The following is a 20,092-nucleotide window of genomic DNA, read 5'->3' on the forward strand; positions in this document are numbered from 1 at the left end:
TTTTTAGTTTATATTATTTTTTGTCTCTTAAAACTGCGTAACTAACTAGTGTAGAAATAAACATTAGTGTAGTAGTTATGAAAAATGGTGTAGTATATTTTTCCAGGTGTAGAGCTTCAGGGATTTTTGTGAGTACTACTGGAGTTAGAATTACACCAATATTACCTCCTACTAAAATTACACTTGTCGCAAAGTTGATGAATTTATTTTCTAACTTGTTAGAAATATAGAAGAAGTTAAATGACATTGTTCCAACAAAGCTGATTCCTATAAAGATAGCTGCGATATAGAATATAACAATATTATTTGTTAAAGCAAACAATACACTTCCAATTGTCATGAAACTTAACATAATTGGTAAAGTTAGATTTTTAAATCTCTTAACAAGAATACCGAAGATAACTCCTGAAAGAATACCACTTAAGGCAAGAATCGTTAATAGATTTCTAGCTACATCAGGTTGATAGTGATATTTTTCTGCAAGTAGAGTAGGAATTTTGATAGTTGATCCCATATATGAGATTCCTACTAAAAATGTTAGAAAAGTTAAAAAGATAGTCTCTTTATGGAATTTAATACTAACTTTTTTATTATTTACATTTTCTGCGTTTGGTACAAATAATAGAAAAATTACGAATATAGGAAGAGCCAGAGCATAAACTAAAAATGTATATTGAATACCGTAGATTAATAAATATCCAGAAATAAATGTAGTTAATGCTTTTCCTATATTTAGAAATGCTGTTCTTAATCCAATCATAGTACCACGGTGTTCTTCATCAAAGAAGTCACTAATCATACTAATAGAAAGAGAATTAAATAAACCTATACCAGCTCCAAGGAGAAGTCTACTAATTAAAACAACTTTAAAGTTTGTTGTAAAAGCTGGTACAATACCAAAGATGAAAATTAGTAGTAGTCCTAGAAGAACTGTATTTTTTTTACCAATAAACTTAATAACTCCATTGCTAAGAAGAACAAAGATTGTTATCATCATAGCAGGGATTGTAGCTAAACTCTCAACAGAAGCCAGACCTATATTAGAGTTACTTGCATGATAAAAATTATATAGGTTTGGAATTACAGGAGAGATTGCAAGGTGTGACATTAATAATATAGAAATACTAAGTAGTGAAAACTTAGCGAATGAATTTAATTTCATTTTGTTTCTCCTTTTTTCTTAGATAATTAATGGGGCTGTCTCAAAAGTCCTAAAATTCAACAAGATTCATATGAGAATTTATATACGTAATGGTTTATTGATATGTAAATTTTCTTTATAAAAGTTTTTTAGATATCTAATAACCTGTGCGAGGGTGACTCTAAAAAATTGATTTATCCAAAATTACAATTTTTGAGTCACTCCCAAAAAAACTAAGTTGTTATGAAAACCATACTATATCAGTATAAAAAAAAATTTAATTGAGGTCAAGCGAAGTGAGATTAAAATAAGCAAAGTAAAAAAACTACTAATCAAGACTTGTTAAGAACAACAATATAAGATAAAATAGAGATAACAATAATTATGGAAAGGTTTTGAGAAAATGGCAAAAGCAGAAATTAGAAGAATAGTAATGGATATGGTAGATGAAAACTGCTATGTAGTTTATAAAGATGGACGTGGGGTTATCGTGGATCCAGGTGAAGGTTTCGATAGAATACAAAAAGCTGTGGAAGAATTAAATGTAAAAATTGAAGCGATATTATTAACACATGCTCACTTCGATCACATTATGTCATTAGATGAGTGTAGAAAACACTACGAAGTTCCAGTATATATTTCAGGATATGAACGTGATTGGTTACAAAACCCAGATTTTAATGGTTCAACATTGTTCCGTTTAAGAAGACCGCCTATGACTGATCCTGCAGAATTTGAATTTGAAGAAAACAAAAAATACGAAATTGCTGGTTTAAGTTTTACTGTATTACCAACACCAGGGCATTCTCCAGGAGGAGTATCGTTTGATTTTGGTAAGTTTATTGTTGTAGGAGATGCATTATTTAGAAGTGGTTTTGGTCGTTATGATTTATATGGATCAGATTATGATGCCTTGAAAAATTCACTAGGAAATGTATTATTTAAGCTTGATGGTGCGAAAATAGTATATCCAGGTCATGGAGATGAGACTACGATTGAAAGAGAAAGATCTTTAAATCTTATTGGTTGTTAATAACAGATAAGGGGAGATATTATGAGAAAATATATAGGAAGAATATATGTTGATTATTTTTTCTTTAATGTTTGGGCAATAAGCATAACATGTGTCGTGCTGGCTTCTGTGATTTTTAAACTTACCGGTTTTGAAGAAGTGTTCGGTGTAGATATCTATATAATTCTATGGGTTGTATTAGGGTTAGTGTTTCTAAATCATGTAATAGTTGTAATGTTAAGAGATAAATATGAATATAATACATTTTTTGAAATTACAGATGAATATTTTAAACTAGCTTCAACATTAATATATACATTCTTTAAGTTTGAGGAAGTAGCACCACTTAGGAATATACTAGATTATACAATAAAGCAAAATATATTATCGAAAAAGTTCAATATTTATAAGGTTAGTATAAACACTGGTTCAGAAAAATTAAGCTTTTATGTTTCTAAAAAAGATGTAGAACAGTTAGAAAACCTATTGTTAATTATACTAGAAAACAATCTTAATTATAGGAGGTATAAAGATGAAGAATATTAAAAAAAGTCGAGTGCACCCTATGGTTATTATGGATTCTGTAATTACTGGATTTAGATTATTTGGTATTTTTATGGTGCTGGCATTAAGAGAGCAGAGTTTGAAATATTATTTACTAGTTTTAGCAGGATTTCTTCTACTAATAGTAATAGGTATATTTGATTATTTCTTAAAAAGTTATGAAGTACGTGATGGGGCTCTAATTTACACAAAAGGAATAATAAATAAAGAAACAAAAAATATAAACCTTGAAAATATCCAATCGATTGATATGAGTTCTAATGTATTGTACCAAGTATTTAATCTGCTTTCGGTGGATATTAATCTTGTTGGAGGTAAAATTAGGATAAAACCTCTGAAGAAGGAAGTCGCATTAAACTTAATTGATATACTAAGAGAATTAAAACAAGATCAAGATGAATCAGAAGATATAACTTCAGATCAAGAAGAAAACGTACAGGAGTCTCAAAAAGAAATACTAAGATTGTCTGTGAAAGACCTTTCGTTTTATGGACTACTTAGGGTTAGATTCTTTGCAGCTTTGGGGTTAATATTAGCATTAAATGGTAAGATTCGAGATGTATTCAAATATCTCTTCGACAATGAAGCTTATTTTGACGAACTTCTTCAAAAAAATGCTAAATCAGTCGCAGGCAACATAACAGCCATATTTATAATAATTGGGATATTTATGATTTTAGTAGTAATTGCATCAATTATTCATACGATTGTAAAATATCATAACTTTATCCTTACGACTAAAGATAATAATTTACTATGTAAATATGGATTGTTAAATAAAAAATCATTAGTTATTGATATTGACAGGATTCAAAGTGTAAAATTGATATATCCTTTGCGTTATCGTTTCTTCGGACTTGCGAAATTATCTGTTGAAACCCTAACTAATAACGTATCAGAAGATTTAAGTGAGCAAAAATCTACGATAGATGTCCTACCTCTAGTAAAAAATGATTTTGCACAAAATTTTGTGAAAAATAATCTAGGTATTGATTTAGAGTACTATGAAAGTTTAGAAAGTGAAAAAATACAACAAAAAGCTAGAATTGCATTGTATCGTTGGAGTTTGTTTAATTGCAGTCCTCTACCGATAATAGTATTTGCAATAGTATATTTTGCTAATATTGATTTGAAGCTAGAGTATAAAGTTTTGGGTTCGCTTGCTCTTTATCTTATCTTGGTTTCGTATAGTATTTTAGTGAAAAACTATATGTTGAAATATAACGAGCTATCTTATGATAGATATTACTTTAAGAATACGTTTATGAGACAATTGACAATAATAACAGAATTTATTAAAGTAAAAAAAGTAGGAACAATTAATAGTAGGACGAACTATTTTATGAGTAAAAGAAATCTTGCTCATATATCAATAAATTCTATTGGGGTAAACTCAGATATTAAGTTGAAATATTATGATAGAGGATACAAAGAAAAATTAGAAAGAGATTTTATAGTTTCGGAGGTAGGTTATGAATAGAATATTTGAAAAAAAATCGTGTAATTTACCACAGAGGTCTGTACAATATATAAGAATACACTTTGGCATATATGCTCTAGTTCTCTTATCACCAGTTATTGGTAAAAGTGTATATGACTATTTTAAAACGGAAATAAATTATAAATTTCTTGGTCTAGGTATATTAGTGATATTAATAATATATGCTCTAGCGGCTTTAGTTATTCCACCTTTAGTAATTAGAAATTATTCTTATGAGATAGATGATATGGGAGTATCGGAAGTCGAGGGAGTATTTTTTAAGAGTAAAAAAACTTTGCCTTATAATACTATCCAAGATGTTACGATACATACAGGACCAATTTTAAATAAGTTTAAATTGGCTAATATACAAATAACAGGAATATATAGTAAATTATGGATTGATTATCTGCCCATTGAAGAAGCGGAGAAATTAAAAGAAAAAATTCTCCAAGAAAGAAGTAAATACAATATTGAATATTGATTTTATTATATCATTTTTACTTTATCGTTTGACAAATTAGAAAAAGTATATTAAAATCAATTATGCTGATAAAAGAAATATAAATACTTATCAAGAGTGAGTGAGGGATAAGGCCCGGTGAACTCCAGCAACCTAATCAATTGATTAAGGTGCTTTCCTTAGCAAAGTTTACTTTGAGCGATGAGGTAATAATAAAAGACCTTGTCTATGAGATAAGGTCTTTTATTTTATAATTAATAAGATATTAAGGATCTAGAAAAGATTTGTATTAATATCAGACAAAAATATTTTAAGGAGAAAGAAATGAGCAAAACATATTTATTTACATCAGAATCAGTTACAGAAGGACACCCAGATAAAATTGCTGACCAAGTATCAGATGCAATTTTAGATGCGATTTTAGAACAAGATCCATATGGACGTGTAGCTTGTGAAACTTGTGTAAACACAGGATTAGCAGTGCTTGTAGGAGAAGTTTCTACAACAGCAAATGTTGACTTCCAACAAATCGTACGTGATACAATTAATGAAATAGGATACAACGATCCTAATAAAGGATACTCAGGTGATCACATTTCAGTACTTGTTGGTTTAGATAAACAATCTCCAGATATCGCACTTGGAGTTGATAATTCATTAGAAACAAAACAACAAAAAGAAGAAAATGAAGTAGGTGCTGGAGACCAAGGGCTTATGTTCGGATTTGCAACTAATGAAACACCAACATTTATGCCACTACCAATTTACCTAAGTCAAAAACTTTCAAAACAATTAGCAGAAGTTAGAAAAAATGGAACTCTAACATACTTAGGTCCTGATGGAAAAGTGCAAGTAACAATCGAATACGATGTGAACCACAAAGTTAATAGAATTGATACAATCGTAGTTTCTACACAACACGATGCAGATGTGACTCAAGAACAGATCCATGCAGATATTAAAAAATACGTAATTGAGCCATGTTTAGATAGAGATTTATTAGATGAAAATACTAAATACTTTATCAATCCAACAGGAAGATTTGTAATCGGTGGACCAGTTGGAGATGCTGGACTTACAGGACGTAAAATTATTGTTGATACATACGGTGGATTCTCTCGCCACGGTGGTGGAGCATTCAGTGGTAAAGATGCTACTAAAGTAGATAGATCGGGAGCTTATATGGCTAGATATATCGCTAAAAACATCGTAGCTAGTGGTATCTGTGATAAAGTAGAGGTTCAGTTAGCTTATGCAATTGGAGTAGCACACCCAGTATCGATTTTTGTAGAAACATTTGGAACATCAAAAGTAGATGAAGGGGATATCGTTAAAACTATTAAAGAAGAATTCCGTTTAACACCAAATGGAATCATTGAGACTTTAGATTTAAGAAAACCAATCTTCAAGAAAACAGCAGCTTACGGTCACTTTGGACGTGAAGATGTAGAATTCACTTGGGAAAGAACTGACAAAGTAGAAGCATTTAAAAAATTACTAAAATAATAACAAAAAGCGTAGGATAGGTTATAAACTTATTCTGCGCTTTATAAATATTGGAGAAGTGGAAGAATATTTTACTAGGTGTTATGGAAATAATTAGAATCATGATCTATTATTCTATGAAATTATTCATTTTTTCTAGCATTTTAATTGCAAAAATTTTATTAATGTAGTTTAATATAAATAAGTACAAAAAGTGAAAAAAATATGAACAAATTGTGGAGGTAATTATGAACCTGTATGAACAAATAGGAGAAGAAAAGATTGATGAACTAGTTATGCATATGTATGATGATATTATACCAAATGATGATAGAATTAATCTTTTATTTAATGATGGTTTTGATAAAATCAAAATAGAACAAAAACGATTTTTCAGATTATTCTTAGGACAGCCAGGTCATTCGATTTTTGCTACACCCGATTTGAGAAAAAAGCATATGAAACTGCCTATTTCTATAAAAGAAGCAAAATATTGGTTAGAAGATTTTGAGTTAGCATTAGATAGATTAGATATAGATCCTGCAATTAAAAAATTTTTTAGTCAAAAAATTAATTCTTTAACGATGCAAATGATAAATACAATTTAAAAAAAGTAATCCCTCACTACTGAACTCAGTAGCGAGGGATTTGTTTATGCGACAACTTCGTCTTCATCCGATCTAGAGAATATTTCTCTTAGTGTCTCAGGAGAAGCGGTAGAAACAAATCTAATTGAAGATTTTATATTGTAAAGGAATGCTTCATCCTTGTGTATTTTGTTTGCAGTTAATGCTCCTTGGATGCTAGTGAACAACCATTCACTTACAGGATTACAAACATCTTCTGGTAGATTTCTATCGAATAATCCATCAGCAAGAAGTAAGCGCCAATTTTCCAATATATCACTACATTTTTCAGCGATAATTGGTGATAATTCTGCAGTTTCCATCGCTAACAATGTTAGAGAGAAACCACTGCGTTTACATGCTTTACCTTTTGATATAAAAAGCTCAAAAACAGTTGTTAAGTACTCCTCTAAAGTCCCTAATTTTGGAGAAATTGTTTTAAATTCTTTTTTTACATTACAGTTGATTTTATCTAGTGCTTCTAGATAAATTTCATCCTTTCCTTTAGGAAAATAATAATATACGCTTCCCTTAGGGGCTTTAGCTTTTTTTATGATATCCTGAACACTTGTCAGAGAATAGCCCTTAGTTCAAACGTTTTGGACAGTTGTTAAAATAATATTTTCTTTTACTTTATTATTTAACGTCATGTCATTCACTCCCTTGCTTTATTATTATAATTATATTATACAATTTTATGTTGCTAAAATCAATAATATATGATAAAAATTTTCTGTTATACTTGGATATACAAATACTGTATTATTTATAATTGTAACGTCTTATTATAGAATTCAACGGTGATGAATTATCTTAAGGTGTGTACTAAAATAATATAATAATTATTGAAAAATAAAACTTTGATTATGTAAAGTGGAAATTGTTTCAAATTTTGAGTTCTTTCCTTTGCAATATTTGTATTTAATCGACTTTTATAGTAAAATATAACATGATATTCAATAAGGAGACTGGTATGTTAAAAAAGAAAATGTTTCAACTTTGTGTTGAATTAACTAATGGAAATATGAGTTCTAAAGCTCTTAAAAAATTAACTAAGTCTAATTTAAGTAGATTAATGATTCAACCTTTTGCTAAGGTATATGATATTAATACAGAAGAAATCTTAGATGAAATTGATGATTTTAAAAATTTAAATGAATTTTTTATCAGAAAGCTACGACCTGATGCTCGACCAATTAATCAAGAAGAGGATTCTTTAGTGAGTCCTACTGATGGAGTTATTTCAGAAGTGGGAACTATAAGTGAAGATAGTACATTTATTGTGAAAAATCAAGTGTATAATGTTCAAACATTAGTCGGCGATAGTGAGCTAGCAGGTAAATATAAAGATGGTACATATATTATAATATATCTAAGTCCAAAGAATTATCACCGTATTCACTTCCCTATGAATAGTCAGGTAAAGGATGCATATAGTTTAGGTAAATATTCATATCCAGTTAATAATCTTGGATTAGAATTAGGAGATAATATATTAAGCTATAACTATAGACAAGTGTATAGACTTAATGGAAAAATAAATTATACATTAATCCCTGTAGGAGCTCAAAACGTTAATTCTATTATTCCGACGTATGAGAGTATTTATGTGAAAAAAGGAGAAGAGTTAGGGTACTTTGAGTTTGGTTCAACAGTAGTATTACTGTTTGAAAAAGATAATGTAATCTTAGAGGAAAACTTAGAGAATAAAGAAATCAAGATGGGAGAGAAAATAGCTACTATTTTATAATAGGCTATTGATAAAGGAAAATGGTACTAAAAAGATATTTTTCACCAGATGATTTTATAGAAAAGTATGAGTTTATTGATGTTGAGTATATGAATATGCACAACAAGAAGGTTATTATTTCTGATTTAGATAATACTTTAATATCATGGGATAGTAAAAAAGATACAAAAGAATTGAATAAATGGCTAAAGAAAATGAAAAAAGCTGGTTTCGATATTATTGTTGTATCTAATAATACAGAAGAACGTGTTGAGGAGTTCTGTAAAAAATTAAATCTACAATATGTAGCTGGAGCAAAAAAACCTTTGACAATTGGATTTAAAAGAGCTTTACAAAAATTAAATAGAAAACCTGAAGAAGCGATTATCCTAGGAGATCAAGTTTTAACTGATGTGCTAGGTGCAAAAAGTTTCGGAGTTATGAGTGTATTAGTAAAGCCTATATCTAAAACTGATGCATTCAAAACTAGAATTAATAGATTTTTTGAAGGGTTAATAATCCAAAACTTAACAAGAAGAAAAAAATTCCCTAAGATGAAAAGAGTAGGGTATAGATTAAAACATAAGAAAGAAAATGGAGGCCATATTGAGTAATAAAGTTTATTGTATAGGTTGTGGTGTTGAGATTCAAAGTGAAAATCAGAACAAACAAGGTTATTTACCAAAGAGTGTAGTAGAGAAAAGTATCGATGGTAATCTTGTTTGTAAAAGATGTTTTAGATTAAAAAACTATAATGAGGTATCTGATGTGCAACTTGGAGCTGAAGACTTCTATCAACTTATCAAAACACTATCAAAAAAAGATGCATTAATTGTAAAAGTAGTAGATATTTTTGACTTTTCTGGAAGTTGGATTGAAGATGTAGTTGATATTGTAGGAAATAATAAAGACATAGTACTTGTAGCTAACAAGTTAGATTTATTACCTAAATCTGTTAAGCAAAATAAAGTAAAACAATGGTTATTTAAGATGCTGAAAGCTAAGGGCATTAAAGTAAAAGATATTCTTTTAATTAGTGCGATAAAAAATCAAGGTGTTGAAGAAGCAGCAAGTCGTATAGATGAATTACGAAATGGTAAAGATGTTTATATAGTTGGAGCAACAAATGTCGGTAAATCTACATTTATTAACAAACTTATCGAACTTACAACTGGGGACAAGAATGTTATTACAACTTCTCACTTCCCGGGGACAACGCTAGGGATGATAGAGATACCATTAGATCGTGCTACTAGTATTTATGATACACCAGGTATTATTCTGGATTATGATATAGCTCATTATCTTGATGCGCAAAGTCTAAAATTAGTAATGCCAAAAAAAGAAATTAAGGCGCGTGTATTCCAGTTAAATGCTGAACAAAGTTTATTCTTCGGTGGTATGGCTAGAATGGATTTTGTAGAAGGTGAGCGTCAAAGTTTCACATTATATGCATCTAATTTAGTAGAAATCCATCGTACAAAACTAGGTAATGCAGATCAATTATTTGAAAAGCATTTAGGTACATTATTAAAACCGCCGTTTGAAGATAATATTTCTATATTCAACAAACAAGTTAAGAAAAGTTTCACTATTGACAGTAGAAAGATGGATATTGTAATTTCTGGATTAGGATGGATTACTGTAAATAGCGATAGTGGATGCAAAATTGATATTCATGTACCAGAAGAAATCGAAGTATTTGTACGTGAATCGATAATATAGTAAAAGAAAAGAGGATAAGATGTTAAAAGGAAAACAAAAAAGACAATTAAGAGCATTAGCTCATCATTTATCACCAATTTTCCAAGTAGGGAAATCAGGTGTAAATAGTGATATGATTCAAGGAATTAGAGATGCGTTAGAAAAACGTGAATTATTAAAAGTAAGTATTTTACAAAACTGTGAAGAAGATAAAGATGAGGTTGCTCAAATTCTATCTGAACGTACTTCATCTGAATTAGTTCAAGTAATTGGACACACTATTGTATTATACAAACAAAGTTCTAAGGAAAAGTATAGAAAAATAGAGTTGGTGAAATAAGATGTCAATTGCGCTTTATGGTGGTAGTTTTGACCCGATTCATATAGGTCATCTAATTACTGCCGAAACAGCACTAGATACTTATGATTTAGAGAAAGTTATTTTTATTCCTTCGTATATTACACCGTTAAAAGGTAGAGAACTTGAAGCTAGTGATGAAAATAGGTTTGAGATGACGAAACTAAGTACTAAAGGCAACTTAAAGTTTGAAGTAAGTGACTATGAAATATCAAATGAGGGTGTAAGTTATAGTTATAATACTGTTAAGTATTTTAGTGAATTGTATAAAAATGAAAAAATCTATTTTATTATTGGAACAGATAGAGCCAAAGATTTAAAAAAATGGTATAATATAGGAGAACTAGCAAAACTTGTAACTTTTATTTTTGTTGCTCGTGATGAAGAGGATTTATATAAAGTAGTAGAAGGGGATGTTTTTTATAAATCTATTAGTTATGAGATAATGAAATCACCGATAATTGAGATAAGTTCTAGTTTAATTAGGAAAAATTTAAAAAACAAGAAAAGTATTAATTATATGATTACTGATGAATGTAGGTCATATATAGAGGAGTTGAGTTTATATGGAATATCAAGAAATTCAAAATAGAGTGAAAGAAATATTACCAGAAAAAAGATATGAACACACATTAAGAGTTGTGGAAGTAGCGAAACATTTAGCAAAAGTTCATGGAGCAAATGAAGAAAGAGCCGCATTAGCAGCTTTAGTACACGATGTTTGTAAACCAATGGATGAAGTCTTAATGAAGAAATACGTAATTTTACATAATTTAGATGTTAATTTATTAGACTATCCAGTAGAGGTTCTTCACGGACCTGTAGCAAGTGCATTTATCGAAGAAGAATTTGGTGTAGCAGATGAAGAAGTTAAACTTGCTGTTGCTAACCACACATTTGGTAGAAAGCACATGACATTATTAGAGAAAATAATTTTCATATCTGACTATACTGATCCACAAAGGAAACACCCACACTTAGCAGAGGTTACAGAAGTATCTCAGTATGACTTAGATGAAGCGGTAAGACTTGCTGCTAAGTATACGTTAGTTTATTTAATCGATAATGATGAAAGAATTTATCCATCATTATTAGATTGTTATAACTATTATAATATTAAAAACTATCGTGTCGGATTTAAAGAAAAAAATAAAGATAAAATTTTAACTGATGAAAAAACAATCACGATTAGAAATAAGAGTGAGGCACACTTCAAAAAAGGTGATTTATTAGAAGCTACGACTTATGAAGATCCTGATACAGTGTTTGCTACATTAGAAGTTGATTTAGTTAAACCTGTAACAAGAGATACTTTAACAGAACGTTATGCTAAGTATTATGGTGTTACTCTAGATGAATTAATCGATAAACTAGCTAAAAGATACCCAGAAGATGATGTACTTTATGTGGTAATGTTCCATATTATAAAAAAATAAAATAAAGAAAGAGGATGAAAATGGAAGTAGAAAACTTATTAAAAGTTGTTGTAGATGCATGTGATGATAAACACGGTTATGATATCGTTGCTTATGATTTAACTCAAGCAGGAGTATTATATGACTATTCTGTAATTTGTCACGCTCCTACAAATAGACAAGTAGAGGCAATTGCTCAAGAAGTAAGAGAACAAGTATTAGAAAATGGTGGAGAAATTCACAGTACAGAAGGTCTAAGAGAAGCTAAATGGATTCTTATGGACTTAGGTGATGTAGTAGTAAACATCATGACTCGTGATGATAGAGAATACTATGAATTAGATGCGCTATTTGAGAAATATCCTATAAAAGGTGTATAATATGTACGAAAATTTAAGTATTGTTTATGATAAACTAATGGATGTCGACTACGATGCTTATAAAAATATTATTGGTCAAGAATTAGAAGATAGAGAAAATCTTCTAGTTCTTGATTTAGGTTGTGGTAGTGGTGCAATGCTACCAACTCTAAAAAAATATGGAGAAGTATTCGCAGTAGACAATAGTGAACAAATGCTGGCGATAGCTAGTGAAAAAGTTCCTGGTTGTAATTATTTTGCGATGGATTTATTAGAAATCTCATCGCTAAATATAGAATTTGATTTTGTATTAAGTGCATTTGATGTATTTAATTATCTGTCGGATTTTGAAGAGTTTAAACTAGGATTAAAAGAAGTGCACTCATCTTTAAAGGAAGGTGGGAAATTTGTATTTGATATCCACACTCCAAAAAAAGTTAAGGATATGTTAGAAAAACAAGTTTTCGGTTATGAAGATGAGGAAATTAGTTATCTGTGGTTCACATATGAAACAGAAAATTCTCTAGAGGTGGAGAGTGAACTGTCGTTCTTTATAAAAGAAAACAATGGTTTATATAGAAAACTTGAACAGTTTCATTCACAAAGAACTTATGAAATTGAAAGTGTCCTTGCTGAAATTCAAAATATTGGATTTAAAGTTAAAAATTATTTCTGTGACTTTGATAAAAACAATAAAAAATATGCTGAATCAGATAGAATAATTTTTATTTTGGAGAAGTAGTATGGTAGTTGATTTTAAAAAAACTCTTAAGCATTTATATGCCCCTAAGACTAAACCAAGTATTGTTAATATAGAGAATGCTAATTATATTGCAGTTAGGGGGAGTGGGGACCCGAATGATGACAATAGCGAGTATAAGGGGTTGACCCAAAAGTCTTAAAATTTGACAAAGTTCATATGAGAACTCATAGACGCAGTGGTTTATTGATATCTAATTTCGCTTTAGAAAAGCTTTTTAGATATCTAATAAACTGTGCGGGGGTGACTCGACAAAATCGATTTCTACGAAATCACGATTTTTGAGTCACTCCCATCCTGTAGTGTATGCTATAAAGATGAGTAAAAAAGGAGAATATAAAATTCCTAATTACTTTGATTTTGTTGTTCCGCCGTTAGAAGGGTTTTGGTGGCAAGAAGGAATAGAAGGTGTTGATTATAGTAATAAACAAAATTTTAAGTTTATTTCATTAATACGTATGCCAGATTTTGTTACAAAAGAAGTATTTGAGTGGGCTATCAAGCAAATAACGGAAAAGAAAAAAGAAGATTTCTCAAAGGTTGAATTTTTTAGCTATTATGAAGGAACTTGTGTCCAATGTATGCATATTGGTCCCTATGATAAAGAGCCAGAAACTGTTACTAAGATGCACGAATATATGATTTCTGAAGGTTATGAATTAGACATTAATGAGATGAGATTCCACCATGAAATTTATATTTCTGATGTGAGAAAAACTGCACCTGAGAAGCTTAAAACAGTTATTAGACATCCTATTAGGAAAAAATAGTAAACTTGATTCTAGTATTACTAGAATCAAGTTTTTTATGAATTGACATTATATGATTAAAATAGTATTATAGTTACAGATGTAACTGAAAAAAAGGATGATAATAAATGGAAATTAATATTTCGGAAGCGGAATGGGAAGTAATGCGAGTAGTCTGGAGTAATAAAGAAACTACAAGTAAGTTTGTAATTGATACTCTAGGTGAAGAAAAGTCTTGGACACCATCAACTATTAAGACTTTACTGTCGAGGTTAGTTGAAAAAGGATTTTTAGAAACAAGAAAACAAGGGAATAAATTTTTATATTCGGCGAATTGTGTAGAAGATGAATGTTTAGATATACTAACACAGAACTTTTTAGAGAGAATTTGTGAAAGAAGAACGCATGTTATTGTTAAGAATATAATTGAGACTGATAATTTAAGTAAAAGTAATATTGATGAAATTATTGAGTTGCTTAAAGAAAAAAGAAAAACAGCAGCTGAGGTTATTACGTGTAAGTGCCTAAAAGGGCAATGTAGCTGTGCAGCGAAACACGGATAAGAGAGGGATTATTGTATGGAAAATAGTAAACAAAAGATACTTATAACAGGAGCTTCAAGTGGTCTTGGTCGTGAGTTAGCGCACCAGTATGCACAAAAAGGGAATGTGGAGTTGATATTGGTAGCTCGCAGAAAAGAGGCTCTAGAAAAAGTTGCTAAAAAATGTGAAGCTTTTGAAAATGTTAAGACTAGAGTATATAGTGTGGATATAGGTTCTCAAGAACAGGTAGAGAACCTACTTTCGTCTGTAAAAGATATTGATATACTTATCAATGGTGCAGGCTATGGGATTATGAAAGATTTTAGTGAATTTAGCGATCATGATGTTGTGAATATGTTTGATACAAATGTTATAGGAACTATTCAACTAACAACTGAAATTGCTAAAAGAATGAGAGAAAGAAAATCTGGAACTATTGTAACTATAGCTTCTCTAGCAGGAAAAATAGCTACACCAAAGAGTTCTGTTTACTCTGCTACAAAATTTGCTTTAATTGGATACTTTAATTCTTTGCGTTTAGAATTAAAAAAAGATAATGTTCATGTTATGACTGTAAATCCAGGGCCTGTAGCTACAAATTTCTTTAATATAGCTGATGAAGATAAGAGTTATCAAAAAGCAATGGGTGGTAAAACATTAACCCCTAAACTAGTTGTTAGTAAGATAATAAAAGGTATTGAACAGAAAAAACGTGAAGTTAATTTACCATTTAAGCTAGTTTTAGCTGTTAAAATTAGTCAATTATTCCCAAGATTAAGCGACAGAATACTTTTAAGAATGTTTAAATAAGAATATTGAATCGAGATTGGATTATATCTAATTTCGATTTTTTTAATTTTTAAAAGAAAATAAATATATTGAAAAAAGTACGTTTTTAAATCGTTATCATAAAAAAATATTCAAATTTCAGTTGAAAAACACGTATTATTGTGATATTATGTAAATACTAAATTACAAATAAGAAAGCGAGAAAAAAAGTTATCATGAAGAAAAAAAAATATACATTAGCGTCAGCTACAATCGTAGGGTTAGCAATAGCAACTTCAGGAGGAGCTGCATTCGCAGATGAGTCAACACCAGCTCCAGCAACTTCGCCAGTAGCTGCACCATCATCAGTGCCGTCTGAGGCTCCAGTATCTCCGACGACAGGAGACGCAAAACCAGCAGTTCAATCAACTGATTCAACAGAACCATCATCATCAGCTGCACCAAAAACAACTGAAAAAGATATAGTATTAGTTCACACTAATGATGTTCACGGACGAATCGTAGAAGAAAAAGGTCGTGATAAAAATACATCAGTTGTTGGTGATGCAAAATTAGCAACAGTAATCGAAAATGAACGTACTAAAAAAGATCAAACAACTGTAGTTCTAGATGCAGGGGATGCATTCCAAGGTTTACCTATCTCTAACTCAACAAAAGGGGAAGCTCGTGCAGAAATTTTAAATAAAATTAATTACGATGCTATGGCAGTAGGTAATCATGAGTTTGACTTCGGTTTAGATGAAGCTAAAAAGTATAAACAAATTTTAAAATTTCCTCTATTAAGCTCAAATACTTATGTTAATGGCGTACGTTTATTTGAAGCTTCTACAATCATTGATAAAGATAAAAGTGTTAAAGGTGATGAGGTTGTTGTTATTGGGGTAACAACACCAGAAACTGCTACAAAAACACACCCTAAAAATGTTCAAGGTGTAACATTCAAAGATCCTATTCCAGAGGTACTAAATGTAGTTAAAGAAATCCAAGCAAAAGCAAAAGCTACTGGTGATGACTATAAAACATATGTTGTTCTAGCTCATCTTGGAGTAGATACAACAACACCTAACGAATGGAGAGGTTCTACTCTTGCCGACGAACTATCTAAAAGTCCTTTATTAAAAGGGAAACGTGTAGTAGTAATCGATGGTCACTCTCACACAGTAGAATCAAAAACATATGGAGACAACGTTACTTATAACCAAACAGGAAGTTATTTAAATAACATTGGTAAAGTTACGTTAAAACCAAATAGTTTATTAGGAACTCCAAGTTTAATTAAAGCTTCAGAAACTACTAATGTTAAACCTAATGCTGAAGTTAAAAAGTTAGTTGATGAAATTAAAGCGAAATACGATGCGGAAAATGCTGTTGTTGTTGTGAAAAATAGTCCTGTTGAGTTAAGTGGTACTCGTGAAAATGTTCGTGTACGTGAAACTAACTTAGGAAATGTAGTAGCTGACTCACTTTATGAATATGGTCAAACTGGATTTAAAAATAAAACAGACATCGCAGTAACAAATGGTGGTGGTTTACGTGAAACTATTGCTAAAGATAAACCTATTACAAAAGGTAGTGTAATTGCAGTTCTTCCATTCGGTAACACTATTTCTCAAATAAAAGTTACTGGTCAAAATGTATTAGATATGTTTGAAAAATCTCTAGGATCTATTTTACAAGTTGATAAAGCTGGTAAAACTGTTTTAGATGAAAATGGACAACCATTATTAGAACCAAGTGGAGGTTTCTTACACGTATCAGGAGCTAAAGTATACTACGATACAAATTTACCTTCTGGAAAACGTGTATTACGTGTAGAAGTTAAGAACCATGACACAGGTGCATATGATAAATTAGATTTAAATAAAACATATTACCTAACTACAAATGACTTCTTAGCAGCAGGTGGAGACGGATATACAATGTTAGGTGGAGCACGTGAAGAAGGACCATCTATGGATGAAGCATTCAAAAATTATTTAGAAAAAGCTGATTTAACTAAATATGCAGTAGTAAATCCAAACTCACGTACAATTTCTGTAGACTCTAAAACATATAAATTTGAAACTGAAAAGCCTCAATCGTCAAATGGACAAGATGCTCCAGTTTTAGTAAAAGAAGAATTAGTAGTAACACGTCATATTGATGCAGCAGGAAATGAACTTGCACCAGTAGAGCTTGGAGAAAAAACGCCTAAAGTTCTTAAAGGATATAACACAGTTTCAACATCTAAAAAAGAAGAAATTATAACTCATGTGTATGAAGTAGAAAAAACTAGTGTTAAACCAAGTGAAAAAGTTGCTAAAAAAGCTAATGCTACTAACAGTGAGAGAAAATTACCTAACACAGGTCTTAACTCAGTTGCTACAGCATCATTAGGTGTAGTTGTGTTATTAGCTGCACTAGCATTAAGAAAAAGAAAAAATAGATAATAAGATTTTAATAAATATATAGTATTAAAGTTTCTCAAAAAACATTGACAAGGTATTCCTAACTTGATATACTTAAATAACAAAATTAAAATTACACTTTGAAAAGAAGAGTAATAGTTGATATTTGCTTAGAGAGTCTCGTTGGGTGAAAAGAGATCAAATTTGATACTATGAAGATGGTCTTTTCGTGTTAGTAGTTGAATAGTTAAACTGCTACGGGTAGCCCGTTATAGCTAAGAGTATTGAGATTTAATTTTTTAGTACTTTTTGAGATAGTATTTGTGAAAATACTATAAATCAAGGTGGTAACACGTCTATAGATACGTCCTTGTGGAAGTTAATTGCTTCTACAAGGATTTTTTCTTTGTGTAATGTTATTTTTTCTTTTTAAGAAATGATAAAGAAGTTTATTTTTATATAAAAATAAACATTAGAGGAAATTTTGTAAATTTGAATATAGAATATTTAAAATATTGAGATTAAGTAATATTTGGAATGATAATTCTTTATACTTTATTAAGAGAAATATTAAAAGTTAGAGTTCTTCCTAAATATTATACAAATTTTTAAAAAAATATTTTAATAGTCTATGTCAGAAAAAATTATGAAATAATAATATTTTTCAAGAGTTATAGTACTGATAATAAATATTATTGGATGGAAAAATTTTCTTAAATATGGTAAAATAAAGTATTGAGAAATCAACGATTAAATTTCTAATGAAAGAGATTAAAGGAGATTATATGATTAATAAATTAGGATGGAAAATTGGTGGAGAACAAGGTGAAGGGCTAGAAAGTACAGCCGAAATCTTCTCTACGGTAATAAATACACTAGGTTATCACATGTATTCTACAAGAGATTTTGCAAGTAGAATTAAAGGTGGACACAGTAATAGTAAAATTTGTATTTCAGAAGAAAGAATTAATGTTATTGACTATAAGACAGATATTCTTATAGCCTTTGACCAAGCTACATTAGATAGTTATATTCCAGAATTGGATGAAAACAGTATTATTATTGCGGATGCTAAGATTAAACCAGAAATTTCAGAAGAAATTAAAGGATTAGTTGCGGTATTCCCAATTACTGATTTAGCAAAAGAAATTGCAAATCCAATCATTAAAAACATTATTACACTTGGGATTTGTTCAGCATTATTAGATATTGATTCAAAAATATTCTATGATATGATTGAAGCAAAATTCTCTAGTAAAGGTGAAGAAATCGTAAATACTAATATTCAAGCCTTCGATAAAGGTCGTGAGATCATGAATGATTTTATGGCTGAAAATAATATTAATGATAAGTATTATCTAAAAAAATTAAATCCAACTCACAAGAATATGTGGTTAGTTGGTAACCATGCAGCGGGTCTTGGTGCACTAGCAGCAGGATGTAGAATGTATGCAGGATATCCAATTACACCAGCTACAGAAATTATGGAATATTTATTTGATAAACTTCCACTAGTAAATGGTGCATATATCCAAACAGAAGATGAGATTGCAGCGTTAGGTGTTGCTATTGGGGCAAACTTTGCAGGAGTTCGTGCTATGACAGCTACTTCTGGACCTGGTATCTCATTAATGACAGAGTTCTTAGGTATGGCAGCGATGGCAGAACAGCCAGTTGTTATAGTCGATGTTCAAAGGGGAGGACCTTCTTCAGGACTTCCGACAAAAACTGAACAATCAGATATTTTCCACGCAGTTTATGGTGGAACAGGAGATGCGTCTCGTATTGTATTAGCTCCAATATCTGTAGAAGATTGTTTCTACACTATGATTGATGCATTCAATATGGCAGAAAAATTCCAAACACCTGTTATTGTCTTAATGGATTTACAATTAGGTATGAACAAAGCTACAGTACCTAACTTTGATTTTAGTAAGGTTCAAATCGATCGTGGTAATCTATTAAAACAAGAAGAAATCACAGAAGAAGATATTATTTACTTCAAACGTTATGCGACTGATGTATTAGTTTCAAATAGAACTATCCCAGGTCAAAAAGGTGGAATCCACAACGCGAACAGTTATGAACACTCTGTTGTGGGATTACCTTCTGAGGTTAAACGTAATACAATACGTCAAAAAGAAAAACGTTCTAATAAGATTGAATCTGCATTAGTAGAAAAACCATTCGAACTAAATGAATATAACGATGAAAAAGATATTCTATTAGTAGGTGTAAATTCAACATATGGAGTTCTAAATAAGGCTGCTAAGCAATTACAAGAACAAGGTATGAAGATTGATACTATGCATATTCGTCAAATTTACCCAGTTGCTCAGCCTATTCGTGATACATTTGATAAATATAGAAAGATTTATATTGTCGAGCACAACCACAATAAACAGTTACGTACTGTAATAGCAAGTAAATATCATAATTCAGAAAAAATTGGTAGTTTACTGAAATATGATGGAGATATCTATTATACTCACGAACTTGTTGAACAATTACTAGAGGAGGAGAAATAAT

General features: G+C 30.3%; 22 protein-coding genes and 1 riboswitch. Of the genes, 20 read left to right on the top strand and 2 right to left on the bottom strand.

The features are described 5' to 3' along the window. Positions 1-13: 13 nt before the first annotated feature. Positions 14-1,162, bottom strand: a complete 1,149-nt coding sequence (locus GEMHA0001_RS02100; RefSeq protein WP_004264161.1) for an MFS transporter — start codon at positions 1,160-1,162, stop codon at positions 14-16. A 382-nt stretch (positions 1,163-1,544) separates the two neighbouring features. On the opposite strand from GEMHA0001_RS02100, the gene GEMHA0001_RS02105 reads away from it, so the two are divergent. The 6 genes from GEMHA0001_RS02105 (at position 1,545) to GEMHA0001_RS02130 (ending at position 6,753) form a co-directional block, all read left to right on the top strand. Continuing rightward, complete coding sequence (locus tag GEMHA0001_RS02105; RefSeq protein ID WP_004264071.1) at positions 1,545-2,174, top strand: MBL fold metallo-hydrolase; 630 nt, start codon at positions 1,545-1,547, stop codon at positions 2,172-2,174. A gap of 21 nt (positions 2,175-2,195) precedes the next feature. After that, positions 2,196-2,699 carry a YdbT family protein gene (locus tag GEMHA0001_RS02110; protein ID WP_004263878.1) on the top strand — a complete coding sequence of 168 codons (504 nt, stop codon included), beginning with the start codon at positions 2,196-2,198 and terminating at the stop codon, positions 2,697-2,699. Next, positions 2,686-4,197: a PH domain-containing protein gene (locus GEMHA0001_RS02115; protein ID WP_004264122.1), complete on the top strand. Its 1,512-nt coding sequence runs from the start codon at positions 2,686-2,688 to the stop codon at positions 4,195-4,197. The genes GEMHA0001_RS02110 and GEMHA0001_RS02115 overlap by 14 nt, the downstream gene beginning before the upstream one ends. Further along, positions 4,190-4,681, top strand: a complete 492-nt coding sequence (locus tag GEMHA0001_RS02120; RefSeq protein WP_004264188.1) for a PH domain-containing protein — start codon at positions 4,190-4,192, stop codon at positions 4,679-4,681. The genes GEMHA0001_RS02115 and GEMHA0001_RS02120 overlap by 8 nt, the downstream gene beginning before the upstream one ends. Positions 4,682-4,765: 84 nt before the next feature. Further along, a riboswitch (SAM riboswitch) is annotated at positions 4,766-4,868 on the top strand. Between the two features lie 116 nt (positions 4,869-4,984). After that, the gene (metK, locus tag GEMHA0001_RS02125; protein ID WP_004263958.1) at positions 4,985-6,166 is read left to right on the top strand and encodes a methionine adenosyltransferase; all 1,182 of its coding nucleotides are present in this window, start codon (positions 4,985-4,987) and stop codon (positions 6,164-6,166) included. Between the two features lie 227 nt (positions 6,167-6,393). Further along, complete coding sequence (locus GEMHA0001_RS02130) at positions 6,394-6,753, top strand: truncated hemoglobin (protein WP_004263967.1); 360 nt, start codon at positions 6,394-6,396, stop codon at positions 6,751-6,753. Positions 6,754-6,797: 44 nt separating this feature from the next. On the opposite strand, the gene GEMHA0001_RS09365 is transcribed toward GEMHA0001_RS02130, so the two are convergent. Next, a complete protein-coding gene (locus GEMHA0001_RS09365) occupies positions 6,798-7,346 on the bottom strand; it encodes a TetR/AcrR family transcriptional regulator (protein WP_418744621.1) in 549 nt (182 codons plus the stop codon). Positions 7,347-7,744: 398 nt separating this feature from the next. Between GEMHA0001_RS09365 and GEMHA0001_RS02140 the strand changes: the two genes are divergently transcribed. From GEMHA0001_RS02140 to GEMHA0001_RS02200, 14 genes are all read left to right on the top strand, one after another. After that, entirely contained in the window at positions 7,745-8,521 is a 777-nt protein-coding gene (locus GEMHA0001_RS02140) for a phosphatidylserine decarboxylase (RefSeq protein WP_004264159.1), read from the top strand. A 20-nt stretch (positions 8,522-8,541) separates the two neighbouring features. Then, entirely contained in the window at positions 8,542-9,114 is a 573-nt protein-coding gene (locus GEMHA0001_RS02145; RefSeq protein ID WP_004263993.1) for a YqeG family HAD IIIA-type phosphatase, read from the top strand. Then, positions 9,107-10,225, top strand: coding sequence for a ribosome biogenesis GTPase YqeH (yqeH, locus tag GEMHA0001_RS02150; RefSeq protein ID WP_004263805.1), 1,119 nt, complete (start codon positions 9,107-9,109; stop codon positions 10,223-10,225). The genes GEMHA0001_RS02145 and yqeH overlap by 8 nt, the downstream gene beginning before the upstream one ends. A 19-nt stretch (positions 10,226-10,244) precedes the next feature. Next, positions 10,245-10,544, top strand: coding sequence for a ribosome assembly RNA-binding protein YhbY (yhbY, locus tag GEMHA0001_RS02155; RefSeq protein WP_004264083.1), 300 nt, complete (start codon positions 10,245-10,247; stop codon positions 10,542-10,544). 1 nt (position 10,545) lies between these two features. Next, positions 10,546-11,154: a nicotinate (nicotinamide) nucleotide adenylyltransferase gene (nadD, locus tag GEMHA0001_RS02160; protein ID WP_004263959.1), complete on the top strand. Its 609-nt coding sequence runs from the start codon at positions 10,546-10,548 to the stop codon at positions 11,152-11,154. Beyond that, a complete protein-coding gene (gene yqeK, locus GEMHA0001_RS02165; protein WP_004263768.1) occupies positions 11,129-11,998 on the top strand; it encodes a bis(5'-nucleosyl)-tetraphosphatase (symmetrical) YqeK in 870 nt (289 codons plus the stop codon). Before nadD ends, yqeK begins: the two co-directional genes overlap by 26 nt. 20 nt (positions 11,999-12,018) lie before the next feature. Continuing rightward, complete coding sequence (gene rsfS / locus GEMHA0001_RS02170) at positions 12,019-12,357, top strand: ribosome silencing factor (RefSeq protein ID WP_004264102.1); 339 nt, start codon at positions 12,019-12,021, stop codon at positions 12,355-12,357. A 1-nt stretch (position 12,358) separates the two neighbouring features. Beyond that, positions 12,359-13,078 carry a class I SAM-dependent DNA methyltransferase gene (locus GEMHA0001_RS02175; RefSeq protein WP_004264150.1) on the top strand — a complete coding sequence of 240 codons (720 nt, stop codon included), beginning with the start codon at positions 12,359-12,361 and terminating at the stop codon, positions 13,076-13,078. 1 nt (position 13,079) lies between these two features. Then, entirely contained in the window at positions 13,080-13,238 is a 159-nt protein-coding gene (locus tag GEMHA0001_RS08910; protein ID WP_224207458.1) for a hypothetical protein, read from the top strand. Between the two features lie 175 nt (positions 13,239-13,413). Next, complete coding sequence (locus tag GEMHA0001_RS02180) at positions 13,414-13,866, top strand: GyrI-like domain-containing protein (RefSeq protein ID WP_004264002.1); 453 nt, start codon at positions 13,414-13,416, stop codon at positions 13,864-13,866. Positions 13,867-13,973: 107 nt separating this feature from the next. Continuing rightward, positions 13,974-14,408, top strand: coding sequence for a CopY/TcrY family copper transport repressor (locus GEMHA0001_RS02185; RefSeq protein WP_004264105.1), 435 nt, complete (start codon positions 13,974-13,976; stop codon positions 14,406-14,408). A 15-nt stretch (positions 14,409-14,423) separates the two neighbouring features. Continuing rightward, positions 14,424-15,197, top strand: a complete 774-nt coding sequence (locus tag GEMHA0001_RS02190; protein ID WP_004264077.1) for an SDR family NAD(P)-dependent oxidoreductase — start codon at positions 14,424-14,426, stop codon at positions 15,195-15,197. 194 nt (positions 15,198-15,391) lie between these two features. Beyond that, complete coding sequence (nt5e, locus tag GEMHA0001_RS02195) at positions 15,392-17,605, top strand: cell surface ecto-5'-nucleotidase Nt5e (protein WP_004264181.1); 2,214 nt, start codon at positions 15,392-15,394, stop codon at positions 17,603-17,605. A gap of 743 nt (positions 17,606-18,348) precedes the next feature. Next, entirely contained in the window at positions 18,349-20,091 is a 1,743-nt protein-coding gene (locus GEMHA0001_RS02200; protein WP_004264195.1) for a 2-oxoacid:acceptor oxidoreductase subunit alpha, read from the top strand. Position 20,092 lies beyond the last annotated feature (1 nt).

Origin of the sequence: Gemella haemolysans ATCC 10379, from assembly GCF_000173915.1 — a bacterium.
In the GTDB taxonomy this organism is placed as follows: domain Bacteria; phylum Bacillota; class Bacilli; order Staphylococcales; family Gemellaceae; genus Gemella; species Gemella haemolysans.

Excerpts from the sequence above, each read along its gene's own strand:
- GEMHA0001_RS02100 (WP_004264161.1), bottom strand. The coding sequence starts at position 1,162 with ATGAAATTAAATTCATTCGCTAAGTTTTCACTACTTAGTATTTCTATA.
- GEMHA0001_RS02105 (WP_004264071.1), top strand. The coding sequence starts at position 1,545 with ATGGCAAAAGCAGAAATTAGAAGAATAGTAATGGATATGGTAGATGAA.
- GEMHA0001_RS02110 (WP_004263878.1), top strand. The coding sequence starts at position 2,196 with ATGAGAAAATATATAGGAAGAATATATGTTGATTATTTTTTCTTTAAT.
- GEMHA0001_RS02115 (WP_004264122.1), top strand. The coding sequence starts at position 2,686 with ATGAAGAATATTAAAAAAAGTCGAGTGCACCCTATGGTTATTATGGAT.
- GEMHA0001_RS02120 (WP_004264188.1), top strand. The coding sequence starts at position 4,190 with ATGAATAGAATATTTGAAAAAAAATCGTGTAATTTACCACAGAGGTCT.
- metK (WP_004263958.1), top strand. The coding sequence starts at position 4,985 with ATGAGCAAAACATATTTATTTACATCAGAATCAGTTACAGAAGGACAC.
- GEMHA0001_RS02130 (WP_004263967.1), top strand. The coding sequence starts at position 6,394 with ATGAACCTGTATGAACAAATAGGAGAAGAAAAGATTGATGAACTAGTT.
- GEMHA0001_RS02140 (WP_004264159.1), top strand. The coding sequence starts at position 7,745 with ATGTTAAAAAAGAAAATGTTTCAACTTTGTGTTGAATTAACTAATGGA.
- GEMHA0001_RS02145 (WP_004263993.1), top strand. The coding sequence starts at position 8,542 with ATGGTACTAAAAAGATATTTTTCACCAGATGATTTTATAGAAAAGTAT.
- yhbY (WP_004264083.1), top strand. The coding sequence starts at position 10,245 with ATGTTAAAAGGAAAACAAAAAAGACAATTAAGAGCATTAGCTCATCAT.
- nadD (WP_004263959.1), top strand. The coding sequence starts at position 10,546 with ATGTCAATTGCGCTTTATGGTGGTAGTTTTGACCCGATTCATATAGGT.
- yqeK (WP_004263768.1), top strand. The coding sequence starts at position 11,129 with ATGGAATATCAAGAAATTCAAAATAGAGTGAAAGAAATATTACCAGAA.
- rsfS (WP_004264102.1), top strand. The coding sequence starts at position 12,019 with ATGGAAGTAGAAAACTTATTAAAAGTTGTTGTAGATGCATGTGATGAT.
- GEMHA0001_RS02175 (WP_004264150.1), top strand. The coding sequence starts at position 12,359 with ATGTACGAAAATTTAAGTATTGTTTATGATAAACTAATGGATGTCGAC.
- GEMHA0001_RS08910 (WP_224207458.1), top strand. The coding sequence starts at position 13,080 with ATGGTAGTTGATTTTAAAAAAACTCTTAAGCATTTATATGCCCCTAAG.
- GEMHA0001_RS02180 (WP_004264002.1), top strand. The coding sequence starts at position 13,414 with ATGAGTAAAAAAGGAGAATATAAAATTCCTAATTACTTTGATTTTGTT.
- GEMHA0001_RS02185 (WP_004264105.1), top strand. The coding sequence starts at position 13,974 with ATGGAAATTAATATTTCGGAAGCGGAATGGGAAGTAATGCGAGTAGTC.
- GEMHA0001_RS02190 (WP_004264077.1), top strand. The coding sequence starts at position 14,424 with ATGGAAAATAGTAAACAAAAGATACTTATAACAGGAGCTTCAAGTGGT.
- nt5e (WP_004264181.1), top strand. The coding sequence starts at position 15,392 with ATGAAGAAAAAAAAATATACATTAGCGTCAGCTACAATCGTAGGGTTA.
- GEMHA0001_RS02200 (WP_004264195.1), top strand. The coding sequence starts at position 18,349 with ATGATTAATAAATTAGGATGGAAAATTGGTGGAGAACAAGGTGAAGGG.